The 16,699-nt window shown below is 69.6% G+C and carries 16 protein-coding genes; 10 read left to right on the forward strand and 6 right to left on the reverse strand.

Annotated elements, in window-relative coordinates:
• The first annotated feature begins 37 nt into the window (after window positions 1–37).
• The 8 genes from RCH12_RS06000 to RCH12_RS06035 all read left to right on the forward strand — a co-directional run bounded on the left by RCH12_RS06000 (window position 38) and on the right by RCH12_RS06035 (window position 10,541).
• Window positions 38–1,672 carry a DUF2252 domain-containing protein gene (locus RCH12_RS06000; RefSeq protein ID WP_103429731.1) on the forward strand — a complete coding sequence of 545 codons (1,635 nt, stop codon included), beginning with the start codon at window positions 38–40 and terminating at the stop codon, window positions 1,670–1,672.
• Between the two features lie 156 nt (window positions 1,673–1,828).
• Window positions 1,829–2,914, forward strand: coding sequence for a LacI family DNA-binding transcriptional regulator (locus RCH12_RS06005; protein ID WP_327016320.1), 1,086 nt, complete (start codon window positions 1,829–1,831; stop codon window positions 2,912–2,914).
• Window positions 2,915–3,102: 188 nt separating this feature from the next.
• Entirely contained in the window at window positions 3,103–4,722 is a 1,620-nt protein-coding gene (locus tag RCH12_RS06010; protein WP_327016321.1) for an ABC transporter substrate-binding protein, read from the forward strand.
• Window positions 4,715–5,797, forward strand: coding sequence for an ABC transporter permease (locus RCH12_RS06015; protein ID WP_442784559.1), 1,083 nt, complete (start codon window positions 4,715–4,717; stop codon window positions 5,795–5,797). The genes RCH12_RS06010 and RCH12_RS06015 overlap by 8 nt, the downstream gene beginning before the upstream one ends.
• Window positions 5,794–6,726, forward strand: coding sequence for an ABC transporter permease (locus RCH12_RS06020; RefSeq protein ID WP_103429729.1), 933 nt, complete (start codon window positions 5,794–5,796; stop codon window positions 6,724–6,726). The genes RCH12_RS06015 and RCH12_RS06020 overlap by 4 nt, the downstream gene beginning before the upstream one ends.
• Window positions 6,723–8,453, forward strand: a complete 1,731-nt coding sequence (locus RCH12_RS06025; RefSeq protein ID WP_327016322.1) for an ABC transporter ATP-binding protein — start codon at window positions 6,723–6,725, stop codon at window positions 8,451–8,453. The genes RCH12_RS06020 and RCH12_RS06025 overlap by 4 nt, the downstream gene beginning before the upstream one ends.
• Entirely contained in the window at window positions 8,450–9,298 is an 849-nt protein-coding gene (locus RCH12_RS06030) for an alpha/beta fold hydrolase (protein ID WP_327016323.1), read from the forward strand. Before RCH12_RS06025 ends, RCH12_RS06030 begins: the two co-directional genes overlap by 4 nt.
• Window positions 9,299–9,344: 46 nt before the next feature.
• Window positions 9,345–10,541 carry a glycoside hydrolase family 1 protein gene (locus RCH12_RS06035; RefSeq protein WP_327016324.1) on the forward strand — a complete coding sequence of 399 codons (1,197 nt, stop codon included), beginning with the start codon at window positions 9,345–9,347 and terminating at the stop codon, window positions 10,539–10,541.
• Window positions 10,542–10,635: 94 nt separating this feature from the next.
• Here RCH12_RS06035 and RCH12_RS06040 read toward each other — a convergent pair whose 3' ends face one another.
• Window positions 10,636–11,298, reverse strand: a complete 663-nt coding sequence (locus tag RCH12_RS06040; protein ID WP_103429725.1) for a DUF7002 family protein — start codon at window positions 11,296–11,298, stop codon at window positions 10,636–10,638.
• A gap of 37 nt (window positions 11,299–11,335) precedes the next feature.
• Window positions 11,336–11,965, reverse strand: coding sequence for a LysE/ArgO family amino acid transporter (locus RCH12_RS06045; RefSeq protein WP_327016325.1), 630 nt, complete (start codon window positions 11,963–11,965; stop codon window positions 11,336–11,338).
• Window positions 11,966–12,034: 69 nt separating this feature from the next.
• Between RCH12_RS06045 and RCH12_RS06050 the strand changes: the two genes are divergently transcribed.
• Window positions 12,035–12,934: a LysR family transcriptional regulator ArgP gene (locus RCH12_RS06050; RefSeq protein ID WP_327016326.1), complete on the forward strand. Its 900-nt coding sequence runs from the start codon at window positions 12,035–12,037 to the stop codon at window positions 12,932–12,934.
• Between the two features lie 14 nt (window positions 12,935–12,948).
• Here RCH12_RS06050 and RCH12_RS06055 read toward each other — a convergent pair whose 3' ends face one another.
• From RCH12_RS06055 to RCH12_RS06070, 4 genes are all read right to left on the reverse strand, one after another.
• Window positions 12,949–13,719: an anti-sigma factor family protein gene (locus RCH12_RS06055; RefSeq protein WP_327016327.1), complete on the reverse strand. Its 771-nt coding sequence runs from the start codon at window positions 13,717–13,719 to the stop codon at window positions 12,949–12,951.
• A complete protein-coding gene (locus RCH12_RS06060) occupies window positions 13,716–14,222 on the reverse strand; it encodes a sigma-70 family RNA polymerase sigma factor (RefSeq protein ID WP_103429795.1) in 507 nt (168 codons plus the stop codon). Before RCH12_RS06060 ends, RCH12_RS06055 begins: the two co-directional genes overlap by 4 nt.
• Window positions 14,223–14,272: 50 nt before the next feature.
• Window positions 14,273–14,980, reverse strand: coding sequence for a YceI family protein (locus RCH12_RS06065; RefSeq protein ID WP_327016328.1), 708 nt, complete (start codon window positions 14,978–14,980; stop codon window positions 14,273–14,275).
• A gap of 112 nt (window positions 14,981–15,092) precedes the next feature.
• Window positions 15,093–15,905, reverse strand: coding sequence for an IclR family transcriptional regulator (locus RCH12_RS06070; RefSeq protein ID WP_327016329.1), 813 nt, complete (start codon window positions 15,903–15,905; stop codon window positions 15,093–15,095).
• Window positions 15,906–16,033: 128 nt separating this feature from the next.
• Here RCH12_RS06070 and RCH12_RS06075 point away from each other — a divergent pair, with 128 nt between their 5' ends.
• The gene (locus RCH12_RS06075; RefSeq protein WP_327016330.1) at window positions 16,034–16,693 is read left to right on the forward strand and encodes a class I SAM-dependent methyltransferase; all 660 of its coding nucleotides are present in this window, start codon (window positions 16,034–16,036) and stop codon (window positions 16,691–16,693) included.
• Window positions 16,694–16,699 lie beyond the last annotated feature (6 nt).

Here is a 16,699-nt window from a genome sequence, read left to right on the forward strand (position 1 = left end):
CGAGGGCTCCAGCGTCGTCCACAGAGGAGCCGCCACCATGGCAAACAAAGCGCCCGCGAAGAAAGCGCCTGCGAAGAAAGCGCCCGTCAAGGCAGCGCTCGCGAAGAAACCGACCACGAAGAAGGCGCCCGTCAGGAACGCGACCGCGAAGAAGCCGACCGCGAAGAAAGCGCCCGTCAAGAAAGCGCCCGCCAAGAAGCCGTCCACCACGCGTTCCAGCGCCGAGCGCCGGACCGACGCGCCCCACATCGTCGAGCACCCGAACGTGGTCGCCCGCGCCGCACGAGGCAAGGCGGCCCGAGCCGAGACCCCCCGCGCCAGCCACAACGGGTGGGAGCCGGCCGCCGACCGCCCCGACCCCGTCGCTCTGATCGAGGAGCAGAATCGCACCCGGGTGCCCGATCTGGTGCCGGTGCGGCACGGGCGGATGATGGTCTCGCCGTTCACCTTCTACCGCGGTGCCGCCAAGATCATGGCGACCGACCTCAAAGACACCCCGCGCGCCGGACTCATCGTCCAGCTCTGCGGTGACGCCCATCTCTCCAACTTCGGCGTGTTCGCGTCGCCGGAGCGCAACCTGCTCTTCGACCTCAACGACTTCGATGAGACCCTGCCCGGTCCCTTCGAATACGACGTACTGCGCATGACGGCGAGCTTCACGATCGCGGCCCGCAACAACGGGTTCAGCGCCGCGGACATCCGGAGCGTGACGCTGGAAGCCGTGCGCTCGTATCGGGAGGGGATGGCTCAGTTCGCCGCGATGCGCACCATGGACATCTGGTATGCCCGGATGACCGAGCAGGAGATGCTCAAGGCCATGGACATGGCCAGGGCCACCCAGACGGACAAGGCGGCGCGGAAGGCGGCCAAGGGGCTGGAGAAGACCGCGCTGAAGAACGCCGCGAAAGCACGCTCCCGCGACAGCATGCAGGCTCTGTCCAAGCTCGCCGAGCTCGTCGACGGCCAGTACCGGATCATCAGCCAACCGCCGATCGTCATTCCGGTCCGCGATCTCGCGGAGTCCCTCGGCCTGTCATCGGACGATGTGCAGGCGGCCGTCCTGGAACAGCTCAGGTCGTACCGCGAGAGCCTGCAGGACGACCGGCGCCGGCTGCTCGAACGCTTCGAGGTGGTGGATGTGGCCCACAAGGTGGTGGGCGTCGGCAGCGTCGGCAACCGGGCGTTCATCGCCCTGCTGCAGGGCCGCGACGAGCAGGACCCGTTGTTCCTGCAGGTGAAGGAGGCCACGGCATCCGTGCTCGAGGACCACCTGCCCAAGAGCGTCTACGAGCAGCCGGGGGAGCGGGTGGTGCAGGGGCAGCGGATGATGCAGGCCGCCAGCGACATCTTCCTGGGCTGGACCAAGGGAGTGCAGGCCGACCGGTACCTGTACTGGCGTCAGCTGCGTGACATGAAGGGCTCGGCGATCGTGGAGGCGATGGTGCCGATGGGGATGACTTTCTACGCGCATGCCTGCGGCTGGACCCTGGCCCGGGCCCACGCCAGGTCGGGCGACCCCGTCGCGATCGCGGCGTACCTCGGAAAGAGCGACACGTTCGACCGCGCGGTCACCGACTTCTCCAACCGGTATGCCGACCAGAACGAGAAGGACTACGAGGCCTTCCTCGAAGCCGTGCACACCGGCTGGCTGGAGGCCCGGGAGGGCGTCTGAGTCGCCTCCGCGGCTGCAACTGTTGCCCAAGCGGACAATTGTGCCCGGTGCGCCGGGCGCAATTGTCCGTAACGGGAACAAGAGCCGCCGTACGATGGCAGGACGCCCCGCAGCAGCGGCGGCACCGCAGCGGGACGGACGCGAGGAGACGACGACGTGGCGAAAGCACCCACCGTCTACGACGTCGCCGAACGCTCCGGCGTCTCGATCGCGACGGTCTCCCGTGTGCTGCGCTCGCCGGCTGCGGTGCGCGAGCACACCAGGGAGCGCGTGCTCGCCGCCGTGACGGAACTCGGCTACGTGCCCAGCGCCGCGGCCAGGGGCCTGGCCGCCCGGCGTACCAACGTGATCGGACTGTTCTTCCCCGGCCATGACGAGACCGTGCCGGACCAGCCCGTCGACTCGGTGCGCGGAGACACCGTGCCGATCGTCGACGACGACTCCGACACCGCCTCCGACACCGAGAACCTCTACTTCGACGAGGTGCTCCGCGGTGCCGAGATCGAGGCCTGGCGCCGCGGCTTCGCCCTGATGGTGGCCGCGGGGCGCGGCTCGAGCCGCGAAGCCCTGGTCACCGACATCGCCGGCCGGGTGGACGGCCTCGCCGTGCTCGCCCGTACCGTGCCCGACGAGCTGCTCGCCTACGTGGCCCGCCGCATCCCCGTGGTGATTCTGGCCGGTGCCCAGCGCGCCGACGACTTCGACCACGTGAGCGCGAGCAACGGCCCCGGGATGCGCACCCTGGCCAACTACGTGCTGCAGGACCATGGCGTGCGCGACGTGGTCTACATCGCCGGACCCACCGATTCCCCCGACGACGCGGAACGGCTGACCGGGTTCCGCAACGCCCTCGCCGACTCCGGGGTCGCCGAAGGCAGCGTGCGCATCCTGCGCAGCGACTTCACCCGGGACGGCGGCCGGGCCACGGCCGCGCGGATCCTCGCCGCGGAACGGCCCCGCGCGATCCTCTGCTCCAATGACGAAACCGCCCTGGGCGTGTTGGACGTGCTCGAACAGCGCGGCATCAGGGTGCCGGAGGATGTGCTGGTCACGGGCTTTGACGGCATCACGGCCGGCCGGCATTCCCGGCCGAGGCTGACCACGGTGCACCAGCCGATGGTGGAGCTGGGCCGTGCGGCCGTGCATGCCATCACGGCCAGGCTCGACGACCCGAACCTGGAACCGCAGGCGTTCACCCTGCCGGTCGAGGTCGTGCTGCGGGAGAGTTGCCCTCGCGTCTGACCGGGCCGGGCATCGCCGCGAGAAAAACCGGTGCTTGCTTTCCCGCAATGTATGCGCATACACTCTAGTCAGATCTCGCGCCTCCCCGACGCGATCAGCTCAACGATGACTGAGGAAACCCGGTAGTAATGATGCAACCCACTCGTTCTCGGCCCCGATCAGGGCCTCTCCGCCGAACGATCGCCGCAGTGGCTCTTGCGGTCGCGGCCTCCACCCTCGCAGCCTGCAGTATCCAGATCCAGAGCGCGCCGGACCCGTCCATTCCCGACGACACCATGCTCGTCGCGGCCGACAACGGTTCACCGCTGTTCGAGAAGAACTTCAACCCGTTCATGATCAACAAACGGGTCGCGGCGTTCTACATGTACGAGCCGCTGATCGTGCTCGACAACCTCAACGCCGAAGAGCACCCGTGGCTCTCCACCGGCTACACCCAGCCGGACCCGTCCACGATCGTCTTCGACATCCGCCAGGGCGTGACCTGGTCCGACGGCGAGGCCTTCACCGCCGCCGACGTGGGCTTCACCTTCCAGCTCCTCAAGGACAACCCGTCCCTGGACCTGCAGGGTATCTGGAGCTACATCGACACCTTCGAGGTAGGCGAGGACACCGTGACCGTGCACCTCGCCGCACCGGATGTGCCCGCCGCCCAGCTGATCGCCTCGACCACCCTGATCGTGCCCGAGCACATCTGGGCGGACGTGGAGGACCCCACCACCTGGCGGAACCCCGACCCCGTCGGCACCGGCCCGTACACGCTGGGCAACTTCGCGCCGCAGCAGTACGCCGTGGACAAGAACCAGGACTACTGGCAGGCCGACACCGTCGCGGCCGAGCACCTGATCCTGCCGGCCACGAACACCCAGCTCGATGTGGCCACCAAGGGCTACGACTGGGCCTACTCCTTCATCAGCGATGTCGAGGGCGCCTGGGTGGATGCCGGCAACCAGAACACCTACTGGTTCCCGCCGGGCGGCACCATCGCCCTGTTCCCCAACCTCACCAAGGCGCCGTTCAACGACGTCAACGTGCGCCAGGGGCTGTCCACGGCGCTGGACCGCGGCATGGTCGGTGACGCCGCCGCCGAGGGCTACATGGACCCGGCCGGCCAGACCAACATCCTGCTGCCCAACCAGGCCGATGTGCTCAACCCCGAGATCCCCGACTCCGGCCTGATCACCCAGGACACCGCCAAGGCACTGGAGTACTTCGCCGCCGCCGGCTACACCCAGCAGGGCGGCAAGCTGCTCGACGCCTCCGGCGCCCAGCTCAGCCTGACCATCACCACCGCGGCCTACTACAACGACTGGCTCAAGGGTGTGCAGGAGGTGCAGAAGCAGTGGGGCGCGATCGGCGTCGATGTCAAGGTCGAGTCCCCGCAGCCGGCCGCCTACACCCTGGCTCTCCGCAACGGCGAGTACGACTTCGCCATGGGCGGCACCGGCGGCACCGGCAACACCTTCCGCGACTTCAACAACCTGCTCTCCAGCGAATGGGTCAAGCCCGTCGGCGAGGAGGCCAGCAACAACTTCGAGCGCTTCAGTGACCCGGCAGTCGACGAGATCCTCGCCGACTACAAGGTGGCGCTGGACCCCGTGGTGCAGGCCGACCTGGCCAACCAGCTGCAGCAGGTCGTCTACGACCAGATCCCCTCCATCAGCCTCTACTACGGCGGCTCCTGGGGCCTGTTCAGCAACGCGAAATTCACCGGTTGGCCCAGCGCCGACGAACCGTACGCCTCGCCCAAGACCTACGAGTCCACTCCGCTTCTCGTTCTCACAAATCTGAAGAAGGTCAATGATGACTAGCACCACGGCGGCGCCCCGCGGCGCCGAGAGCCGCACTCCAACGGGGCCCGGCCCCACGGCTGCGGCGCACGCGCCGAACCCGTTGGCCACGTCCCTGGGCTTCGTGGCCCGCAAGCTCGGCCTGTTCGCCCTCACCCTGTGGGCGGCCGTCACGGTCAACTTCCTGCTGCCGCGGCTGATGCCCGGCACGCCGGCGGATGCCGCGCTGGCCAAGCTCGCCCAGAACGGCCCCGTCTCCGAGGCCACCAAGGCCGCCATCGAGGCCCAGCTCGGTGTGCCCACCGGCAACATCTTCGAGCAGTACCTGGCCTACCTGCATCAGGTGGTCACGCTGGACTTCGGCATCTCGTACACCTTCTACCCGCAGAGCGTCGGGGAGCTGGTCTCGGCCGCGCTGCCGTACACGCTCGTGTTGGTGGGCCTGGTGACCGTGGTCGCGTTCGTCCTCGGCACCCTGCTCGGCGTGCTGGCGGCGTGGAAGCGCGGCACCTGGCTCGACAGCGTGCCCACCCTGGTGGGCTCGTTCATGAGCGCCTTCCCGTACTTCTGGACGGCTCTCCTGCTGCTCTTCTTTGCCGGCTACGTGCTGAGGCTCTTCCCAACCTCCGGCGCTTACGGCCCCACGGCCGAGCCGAACCTCTCGTTCGAGTTCCTCGGCGATGCGCTCTACCACGGGGTGCTGCCGGCGCTGACGATCCTGATCACCTCACTCGGCGGCTGGATCCTCGGTATGCGCAACACCATGATCTCCACCCTCGGCGACGACTACGTGACCTTCGCGGAGGCGAACGGGCTCAAGCCCCGCACCATCGCCCTCCGCTACGCGGCGCGAAACGCCATCCTGCCCAACCTCACCTCCTTCGGCCTGGCCCTCGGCGGTGTCGTGGGCGGCTCGATCCTGGTGGAACAGGTCTTCGGCTACCCCGGTATCGGCTACCTGCTCTTCAACGCCGTCACCAACCAGGACTACCCGCTCATGCAGGCACTCTTCCTGATGATCACCGTGAGCGTGCTCATCGCCAACTTCCTCGTCGACATTTTGTACGGCGTGCTGGACCCGAGGACCCGACGATGACAACCTCACTGCCCCCCACAACCGCTGCCATTCGCGCACCGATCACATCGATCGGCGAGGCCCCCTCCGCCTGGAAGGTCGTCGTCCGCGTCGCCTCCACGGTGTGGAGCAACGGCAAGGCCCGCATCGGCCTCGTCATGCTCGCCCTTTTCGTGCTGCTCGCGATCTTCGCCCCGCTGATCGCGCCGTACGGTGCCAGCGAGACGGGCTTCGAGCGCAGCGCAGACGGCAGCGCCGCGCACTGGCTGGGCACCACCGCCGCCGGTGAAGACGTGCTGAGCCAGCTGCTCTACGGCGCCCAGGTGAGTATCTTCGTCGGCCTCGTCGCCGGCCTGCTCTCCACCATCATCGCCGTGCTGATCGGGCTCAGCTGGGGCTACGTGCGCGGGTTCGGCGCCGACGTGATCAACTTCATCGTCAACCTGTTCCTCGTCATCCCCGGCCTGCCGCTGATGATCGTCATCGCCGCGTACCTCTCCGGCGGCGGCATCGGCATGATCATCGTGGTCGTCGTGATCACCGGCTGGGCATGGGGCGCCCGGGTGCTACGCAGCCAGACCCAGTCGCTGCGCTCCCGCGACTTCGTCACGGCGGCGGTATTCAGCGGCGAACGGCCGTTCCGCATCGTGTTCCGGGAGATCCTGCCGAACATGACCTCACTCATCGTGGGCAACTTCTTCGGCGCCGCCACCGCGGCGATCCTCGCCGAAGCCGGCCTCGAATTCCTCGGCCTGGGCGACTCCACGGTGGTGAGCTGGGGCACGATGCTCTTCTGGGCCCAGAACTCCAACGCCCTGCTCACCGGCCAGTGGGCACTGCTGTTCGCCCCCGGCCTCTGCATCGCGCTGCTGGCCACCTCCCTCACCCTCATCAACTTCGGCGTCGACGGCATCAGCAATCCGCGCCTCCGGGAAGGAACCAAGCGATGACCCCCGCACCGTACGCACAGACCCCGCCCGCCGCCAACACGACCCTGCTCGAGGTGCACGACCTGTCGGTGCACTACGGCTACGGCGCCGGCGCCACCAAGGCCGTGCAGAACGTGTCCTTCCGCCTGGCCCACGGCGAGTTCGTCGGCCTGGTGGGGGAGTCCGGCTCGGGCAAGTCCACCCTCGGCTTCGCGCTCACCGGGCTGAGCAGGCCGCCGGCGCACATAGAGAAGGGCCGCATCCTCTTCGGAGGCAAGGACATCGCCAGCCTGGACGCCGAGCAGCTGCGCGAGCAACGCCACGGCGGCATCGCCATGGTGCTGCAGTCCGGCATGAACGCGCTGAACCCCGTGCGCAGCATCCGCAATCACTTCGTCGACATCTTCCGCGCCCACGGGCACGTCGACCGCTCCCGCTGGACCGCCCGGGCCACCGAGCTGATCGGCAAGGTCGAACTGACCCCGCAGGTGCTCGACAGGTTCCCGGGCGAGCTCTCCGGTGGCATGCGCCAGCGGGTCTCCATCGCCCTGGCGCTCTCGCTGGAACCCGAACTGATGGTGTTCGACGAGCCCACCACGGCGCTCGATGTCCTGGTGCAGCACGCCGTGATGAACACCATCATCGAGCTGCAGAAGAGCGAGAACTTCACCGCCATCCTGATCAGCCACGACCTGGGCATCGTTCTCGAATCCGCCCAGCGGGTGATGGTGATGCACGAGGGCCGCATCGTCGAGGATGCCCCGGCCCGGCAGATCCTGGAGAACCCGCAGGCCGACTACACCCGGATGCTGCTCTCGCACTACGCCGACCCGCGGGCCGAGGTGGTAGAGCTGCCCGGTTTCGCCGACCGGCAGCAGCGCAAGGCGGAGGGGGCTTCGCGCACGGAGGCTGCCACCCACACGCCCACGGTCTCGCCGCGCACCCGTCGGGCCGACCAGCACGCCATGATCGTCGAGAACGTCTCGAAGATCTACCCGGCCCCGCGCCGCGGCGAGGCGCCGGTGCGCGCCGTTGACAACGTGTCGTTCACCCTCGAACCCGGTGCCGCGCTGGCGCTGGTCGGGGCCTCCGGCTCGGGCAAATCCACCATCGCCAAGCTCATCACGGCGGTGGAGAAGCCCACCAGCGGCCGCATCCGTTTCGGTGACCTCGACGTGGGCTCGCTGAACCGGCGGCACTTCCGCCGGCTGCACCGCGACGTGCAGATGGTGTTCCAGGACCCGTACTCCGCCCTGAACCCGCTGCACACCGTGGAGTACGCGCTCACCCGGCCGGTGATCAACTTCACCGGGCTGCACGGCACCGACGCCCGCCGCCGGGTGCTGGAACTGCTCGACATCGTGGGCCTGAGCCCGGTGGAGGAGTTCGCGGCCAAGCTGCCGCACCAGCTCTCCGGCGGGCAGCGCCAGCGTGTGGTCATCGCCAGGGCGCTGGCCAGCGACCCCCAGGTGATCATCGCCGACGAGCCCGTCTCGATGCTCGACGTGTCGCTGCGCGCCGGCGTGCTCGCCCTGCTCGAGGACCTGCGCGAACAGTGGGGGGTGAGCCTGCTCTACATCACCCACGACCTGCTCTCGGCCCGGGTGGTCACCGACAACATCATGGTGCTCAACGGGGGAGCGGTGGTCGAGACCGGCAACACGGCCGACGTGCTGCGCAACCCGCAGGACGACTACACGATCCGGCTGCTGGATGCGATCCCCAACCCGCGCAAGGTCGTCGCGTGACCGCTCCCTTCGGTACCCTCGCCCTGGCTCCCGAGCTCGAGCACTTCACCGTCGACACCGCGGCCGGGCCACTCACGGCGTTCCGGGTGCTGCCCGCGGGCCCGCGCCGCGGCGTGGCCCTGCTGGTGCCCGGCTTCACCGGCTCCAAGGAGGACTTCAGGCTGCTGCTGCCGCTGATCGCGGCGCACGGCTGGGAGGCCGTGAGCTACAGCCAGCGCGGCCAGGCCGACTCGGCCGCGCCGGCGGGCATCGAGAACTACCGGCTCGAGGACTTCGCGGCGGATGCCGTCACGGTCGCGCACGAGATCGGCGCGGGCGGTGCGGTGCACCTGGTCGGCCACAGCCTGGGCGGCCTCGTCGCCCGGGCCGCGCTGCTGCACAGCATCTCCCAGGAGCAGAGCGCGGCCCAGTTCGCCGACCTCACCATGCTCTGCTCCGGTCCCGGCGGCCGGGCCGGGGTGCATGCGGCGAATGCCGCCCTGGTGGCCGAGCACGGCACCCTGGCGGTCTGGGCGCTCGACCACCCGGAGGGCAGCCCGCTCACCGCGGACGACGTCTTCGTGCGCGACCGCCTGATCGCCTCCTCGGTCGACAACATCCTCGGCGGTGCCCGCATCCTGGACAGCACCCCCGACACCACCGACGCCGTGCGGGCCAGCGCGGTGCCCACCCTGGTCGCGCACGGCGACAGCGACGACGCCTGGCCGATTCCGTCGCAGCGACTGATGGCCGAGCAACTCGGCGCTCAGTACCGGGTGATCCCGCAGGCCGGGCACCTGCCCAACCTCGACAATCCCGGCTTCACCGCCGCGATGCTCAACGATTTCTGGGCATCCACCAGCTGATCTTTCGTCTTTTACACCGCACCACCGCTACCCAAGGAGATCCTCCATGCTCACTTTCCCCCACGGCTTCCTCTGGGGCGCCGCGACCGCCGCCCACCAGATCGAGGGCAACAACGTCAACAGCAACTGGTGGCCCAAGGAACACGCTCATGGCACCACCATGGTCGAACCGTCCGGTGACGCCGCCGACAGCTTCCACCGCTACCGCGAGGACATCAAGCTGCTCGCCGACCTGGGCCTGGATTCCTACCGGTTCAGCATCGAGTGGTCCCGCATCGAGCCGGAGCGCGGCTTCGCGTCCCGCTCGGCCGTGGACCACTACCGTCGGATGGTCGATACCTGCCACGAGTTCGGCATCGAGCCGATCGTGACCCTGATGCACTTCACGGTGCCGCGCTGGTTCGAGAACGACGGCTTCTGGCGGGCTCCCGATGCCGCCGACCTGTTCGCCCGGTACACCGAGCTCGCCCTGCCCGTCGTGGCCGCGGGCGTCAACTACGTCTGCACCATCAACGAGCCCAATATCGCCGCGATGCTCGCCGGCGGAGAGGACGCCGCCAACCTGGTGGCGCACGGCCTCGCCAACCCTGACCTGCAGGTGGCGGATGCCCTGCTGCTCTCGCACCAGCGCTCCCGCGAGGTGCTCAGCCAGGTACCGCACCTCAAGACCGGCTGGACCGTCGCCACCCAGGCCTTCGTGGCCGTGGACGAGGAGGGCGCAGCGGAGAAGCTCGCGGAGTACGGCCACCCGCGCGAGGACTGGTACCTGGAGAACGTGAAGGGTGACGACTTCGTGGGCGTGCAGGCGTACACCCGCACCTTCATCGGACCGGAGGGCCCCCGGCCCGTCGCCCAGGGCGTGGAGACCACCCTCACCGGCTGGGAGTTCTTCCCGCCGGCCGCCGGCATCGGTGTGCGCGCCGCCTGGGAGCTGACCGACCACGTGCCCGTGATGGTCACCGAGAACGGCATCGCCACCCAGGACGACAGCCGCCGCATCGCCTACACCCAGGGCGCCCTCGAGGGCCTGCACTCCTGCATCGAGGACGGCATCGACCTGCTCGGCTACCTGCACTGGTCGGCGCTGGACAACTACGAGTGGGCCTCCGGCTTCGCACCCACCTTCGGCCTGATCGGCTGGGACAAGCAGACCTTCGCGCGTACCCCCAAGCCCAGCGCCAGCTGGCTCGGCGAGGTCGCCCGCCGCAACGGCCTGGAGCCGTCGGTCGCCCCCGCCGCCTGACCTGCCCTGCAACTGTTGCCGATGCGGACAATTGTGCCCGGTGCGCCGGGCGCAATTGTCCGGAACGGGAACAGTCAGGCGGGATGCCGCGCGGCTAGACGAAGCGCTCGAGCACCGTGCCCTCGCGCATGCGCTCGACGCGCTTCACGTGCTTGGTGATGTCGCGCACCCCGCGATACACGGCGAGTTCGGCAACATCCACCACCTTGGTCGAGGCGTGCGACCGGGTCGGATGCGCGAATTCCTCGATCGACTGGAAGCTGTCCCGTCCGCGCGGCTCGGCGCTGAATCGCTGCGCGAAGCCGGTGTTCACGCTGGTGAGCTCGATGTCGGCCTCGTGCGCGGTGACCAGGCTGCGGGTGTCCACCGTGATCACGGTGTGGGCGTCGTCCCGGTAGGAGCGCGCGGCGAGCAGCTCGTTCAGCCGCGGCTTCTGCAGGAAGAAGAACACCCGGTCGTTGAGCATCGTGTACCACTCGCTGGGGGAGAGGTCTTCCAGCGCGGCCGCCAGCGAGGACTCGTGAATCGCCTTCTGGTGCCGGATGACGGCGGTGCCGTAGTCCGGATGTTCCAGCTCCAGCGACTCGCCACGCCGCTTGGTGAGGATCGCGGCCTGCGGTGCCCCCTGCCGCACGCCCCATCGGGTGACCAGCGCGGCCGTGCTGAGCAGTCCGTGCCGCTCGATCGACGGCCACGACCCATCCGCTGCCACGTGGTACAGCTCGGGGTAGAGGCGGATCAGGTCCTTGGAAAGCACGGGGCAAGCGTACCGCGGCTCCGCCGGCCGACCGGGGTCAGAGGTCGAACGCGAGCCGGGCGCCAAGGGCCAGCATAAGCACAGCGATAGCGCCGTCGAGCACCCGCCAGGCACCGGGGCGCGCGAAGATCGGGCGCAGAAGGCGAGCCCCGAAGCCGAGCCCGGTGAACCACAGGATGCTTGCCGTGATGGCGCCGCCGGCCCACCACCACCGCTCGGCGGGGTCCTGTTGGCTGGCCACGGCGCCGAGGAACACCACGGTGTCCAGGTAAACGTGCGGGTTGAGCCAGGTAAGGGCGAGAACCGTGCCCACGGCGACCCGCATCCCGGTGTTGCCCGAGGACCCGGTCACCAGAAGCGCGCCCGGACGGATGGCCCGCCGCGCCGCCCACAGGCCGTAACCGACCAGGAAAGCGGCCCCGACCAGTCGCACGACCACCATGACCGTCGGTGCCGCCGCCACCAGGGCCCCCATTCCGAGCACGCCGGCGAGGATGAGCGCCGCATCGGACAGAGCGGCAATGGCCACCACCGGCGCGATCACCCGGGTGCGGCCCTCGATGCCCAGCCGCAACACGAACGCGTTCTGGGCGCCGATGGCGATAATGAGGGACAGACCCGTGACCAGGCCCAACAGCGCGGGGAGGAGGGTTGTCGCAGGTGTCATGCCTCCCACGCTAGGGAGTCACGGAGGTTCAGTCCAGCTACGTTTTCTTAGGATGCGTAAGCTGGGCTTATGCAACGCTTCACCCTCGACCAGCTGGAGACCCTGCGCGCCCTGGTTCAGGACGGCACCTTCGAGAAGGCCGCCCGCCGGCTGCACGTCACGGCGTCGGCGGTCTCGCAGCGGGTCAAGGCCATGGAGCAGTCCTGCGGCCGGGTCCTCGTGCAGCGCACCACCCCTGTCCGCCTCACGGCCGCCGGTGCGGTGGTGCTGCGCTACGCCCGCCAGGTCGAACTCCTGGAGGCCGACACCGAGCGAGCGCTGCGCGAGAACGGGTCCGCCGAACGTTCCGTGCAAATCTCCCTCGCCGTGAACGCGGACAGCCTGGCCACCTGGTTCCTCGGCGCGCTCGCCGGGGTGGCCGACGAACTCGACATTACCTTTGACTTGCACCGCGAAGACCAGGAGCACACGATCTCGCTGCTGCGCTCCGGCGCCGTGATGGCCGCGGTCACCTCAGACCGCGAATCGATCCAGGGCTGTGTCACCGAGCCACTGGGCCGGGTGCGCTACCGTGCCGTCGCCACGCCGGCCTTCGTGACCCGCTGGCTCGCCCGCGGACTCGCCGCGTTGCCGGCGGCGCCCGTGGTCACCTTCGACAGCAACGACGACCTGCAGGACTCCTTCCTGCGGGCGCACGCCGGCGGCCCCGGTGCCCCACCCCGTCACGTCATCCCCACCTCCCATGACTTCGCCCGCGCAGTGCTGCTGGGCATGGGCTGGGGAGTGCTGCCCGAGCAGCAGTGCCTGGACGAGATCGCCGACGGCCGTCTGGTGGAGCTGGCGGCGGCGCATCCGGTGGACGTGCCGCTCTACTGGCAGCGCTGGAACCTGTCGTCGCCGCTCCTGGACGCCGTATCGGCGGCGGTGCGCGTTCAGGCTGAGTGGACACTGCGGCCGCTCACGGTCTGACCCTTTAAACGGCCCTACAGGTCCGTGTGCGCCAGCGGCAGGCCGCTGAGGCCGGCCCGGATCTCGACGCTCCGAATCTGGTCGAGGGGCACATCGGTCGACGCGGCGAGGTTCTCGGTGCTCGGGCTGGTCGCCGTCCAGGTCGCGAGCACCGTCGCGGTGCCGTCCTGATCGGTCATCACCATGTCGTAGTCCTGGGGTCCGTTGTCCTTCCAGAGCTGATTGAGGTACACGCACGACCAGTCGAACCGGGTGCCCCAGTCGGTGTCGGTGATGGTGAGGGCCGCGGTGAGGGCGTCTGCCTCCACGGGCTCCATGGCAACGACCATCGTCGGGGCCGGGTCGGCGGATGCGGATGCGGGCGGTGCGGCCTCGAGAGTCGCCGGCGTGCCGAGGGTGGCGCCGAGGAACCCGCCGCCCAGGGCGAGACCGGCAGCGACGGCCGTGCCGGCCACGGCCAGTCGCAGCCGGTTGCGCCGCGTGCGGGCGACGGCCGCCCCGGCGAGCCGCTGCACCGAGCCCGGCTGGTGCTGCGCGCCACGAAGATGCGCGGCATCGGTGGCAAGAACGGTGGCGGAAGCATCCGCGGAAGCATCTTCGGTGAGCGCCACGGCCTCCGCCGCGGGCAGGGCCGCCAGGATGCCGGGCAGCCCGGCGAGTTCGGCGACGGCGCCGGCGCAGGCGGGGCAGGTCGGCAGGTGGCGTTCGAAGGCGTGCCGGTCTTCGGGGCTGAGCGCGCCGAGCAGGTAGGCGGCGTCCCACTCGCGGAAGCGGTCGGAGGTCATTCGGTGACCCCTCTTTCCTGTAGGGCGAGCCGCATCGCTCGCAGGGCGTAGTGCAGGCGGGACTTCACGGTGCCCTCCGGCACCTGTTGGAGGAGGGCGATTTCCGCGATCGACTGCCCGAGGTAGTAGGCGCTCACCAGCACGGTGCGGTGCTCGGGAGTGAGCGCGGTGAGGGCATCCGTGAGCAGCCAGCGATCCAGGATGGCCTCGGTGGCGTCGGTCGACGCTCTCTCCGGCAGGTCATCGGTCGCGATCTCACGGGCGTACCGAGCGCTCCGCCTGTCGTCGATGACGAGGTTGCGGGCCACCGTGAACAGCCAGGCGCGAGCGGCGTCGTCATCCCGGTCCAGCAACGCCGGGCGCGTCCAGGCGCGGAGCAGGGTCTCCTGCACCACGTCCTGCGCGAACCCGTAATCCCCGGTCAGACGCACCACGTACCGAAACAGAGCCGGCCCGTGGGCGTCGTGCAGCGCCCGCAGGAGTTCCGCGTGTGGCTCTGCCACGGTCACCTCCCGGTCTGCCCGATGCCCACGATGAACACGGCTCTGCTGGACTAATTCTGCGCGACGAAGAGTTCGAATTCGACGGAGCCGGCGTCTTCGACCGAGACGAAGCCGAGGTCGGGGGCGTCGACGCCGTAGTCGCTGAAGGTGATCGGGATGCTGCCGACAACCTGGCCGCCGGTCTCGGTGAGCGCGGCCTGCAGCTCCACCGTGACCGGCTGGGTGACGCCGTGCAGGGTGAGTTCGCCGGTGGCGCTCAGGGTCTGCGCGACACCGGCCACGGGGGCCTCGAGGGTGACCGGTGCGGTGAGCGTGAAGGTGGCGGTGGGGAAGGCGTCGGCTTCCATCGCGGAGTCCCGGAAGTAGGCATCCCTGGCGCCTTCGTCGGTGGCGATGCTCGCCACGTCCACCGTGATCGTGGCGGCGGTGAGCGAGAGGTTGTCGACGGTGAGCTCACCGGTGACGTCGGTCGTGCGACCGGTCACGGTCACGTCGTTGCCCTGCAGCACCTCGTCGACGCGGTAGCCCGCGAAGGAGTCCGCGGCCACGCTCCAGGTGCCGGAGAGGTCGTCCGCGTTGACCTCGGTGGCCGCGCCGGCATCCGTCGTGCCCGGGGTGCCGGCGGCGATGGTGGGGGCCGCCTCGACGGTGCTGTTGGCGTAGTCGGCATAGACCGCGGGCCCGAAAGCCAGGGCGGCACCGCCGATGACGACAACTCCGCCCGCAATCCACAGCCCGATCTTCGTCTTCTTTTGCATGTCACCCTCGTTCATGGTCTTCGCGTGTACTTGGCGAGCGGATGGCGGTCATCCACTCTGTACAACGAGACGGCAGGCCAAAAGGTTCAGACCGGTTCACTTTTTCGAGAAACTAGCCGGTTCGACCGCTGATCCGGCGGCCCAACTCGGCCGCGGCGTGCTCCACGGCGGCGGCGAGCTCCGGCCAGCGTTCCGGCGGCACGCTGGACCGGGCGAAGGTCACGGCGATGCCGGCGGCGGGCCAGCCGCTGTGGTCGCGAACGGCCACCGCGACGGATGCGAGACCCAGGGTGACGTCGCCGTCCTCCGCCGCGTAGCCCTGCGCGCGCACCTCGGCCAGGAGCCGGCTCAGCTCGCGATAGCTGCTCACGCCGCCCGGCGCCGGGGTGTCGCCGCCGTCGCGCTGCACGAAGGCGGACGGGTCGGGGAACAGGGCCCGCACCTGCGCGACCGGCAGTGTCGCGAGCAGCGCCCGGCCGCTGGCCGTGAGGTGGCTGGGCAGGCGCACCCCGACATCTGTCACCAGGGCGGGGCGGCGGGGAGCACGCTCCTCCACGAGGTAGATCACATCGCGACCGTGCAGCACGGCCAGATGGGCGCTCTCGCCGATGGTGTCGACGAGCGAGGCCAGGATCGGCCGGCCCAGCCTGGCCAGGGGCTCCTGCCGGGCAAAGCCGCTGCTCAGCTCGAAGGCGGCCAGGCCGATGCCGTACCGACGGGCCTCGGGAAAGTGCAGCACGAAGCCGAGCTCGGTGAGCACGCCGAGCAGCCTGTAGACGGTCGACCGGGGGAGCCCGAGCGTCTGCGCGATGGTCGACGCCGGCACCGGCCCGCGCTGGGCGGCCAGGTGGGTGAGGATCTGCAGGGTGTGGCGGGCCGCGGGCACATCGGCCTTCGTAAGCGCCGCTCGGCTCTCAGCAGGCACGTGCACGGCGCCCCGGCTCAGCTGTCATGCGATGAGGCTATCGTCTCGACGCGTCCCCGGGGCGCAGGCCGGTTGCCGGTTCGGCAAGCCAGTTTGTCGCTGTGCCGCCGACGAGGGAGGATGCAGTCATGCACACCAACGACACCGCCCGCGAACCCCAGGAGCCCGACGCCATAGGAGAATTCTGGGATCAGCGCTACGCCGGAAATGCGACCCTGTGGAGCGGCCGGCCCAACGCCGCGCTGGTCAGCGAGACGCACTACCTGCGGCCGGGGCGGGCCCTCGACGTCGGCTGCGGCGAGGGCGCGGATGCCCTCTGGCTGGCGGCACAGGGCTGGGACGTGACGGCGCTGGATGTCTCGCGAGTGGCACTCGAGCGCGCCGCTCGCCAGGCCGAGCTTGTGCGGGCCGACCTGGTGGGCGGCACGGTGCGTTGGCTGCACTCCGGACTCGTCGAGGCGGCCCTGCCGGCGGCGAGCTTCGACCTGGTTTCCGCGCAGTACCCTGCCCTGTTGCGCACCGAGGAGAACATCGCGGAGCGCGCCCTGCTGGATGCCGTCGCGCCCGGGGGTGTACTGCTCATCGTGCACCACCCCACGCCGACCGCCGCTGAGGCCGCCGCGCACGGTTTTGATCCCGACCTGTACGTGAGCCCGGCCCAGGTCGCGGCCATGTTGGACGACAGCTGGCGGATCGAGGTCGACGAAACCCGGCCCCGCCACGTGGCCACCGGTGCCGGTGCCCACCACACCGAGGACGTCGTGGTGCGGGCGCGGCGCCTGCGCTGACGGGGC

Origin of the sequence: Cryobacterium sp. MP_3.1 (genome assembly GCF_035984795.1) — a bacterium.
Lineage (GTDB): Bacteria > Actinomycetota > Actinomycetes > Actinomycetales > Microbacteriaceae > Cryobacterium > Cryobacterium zongtaii.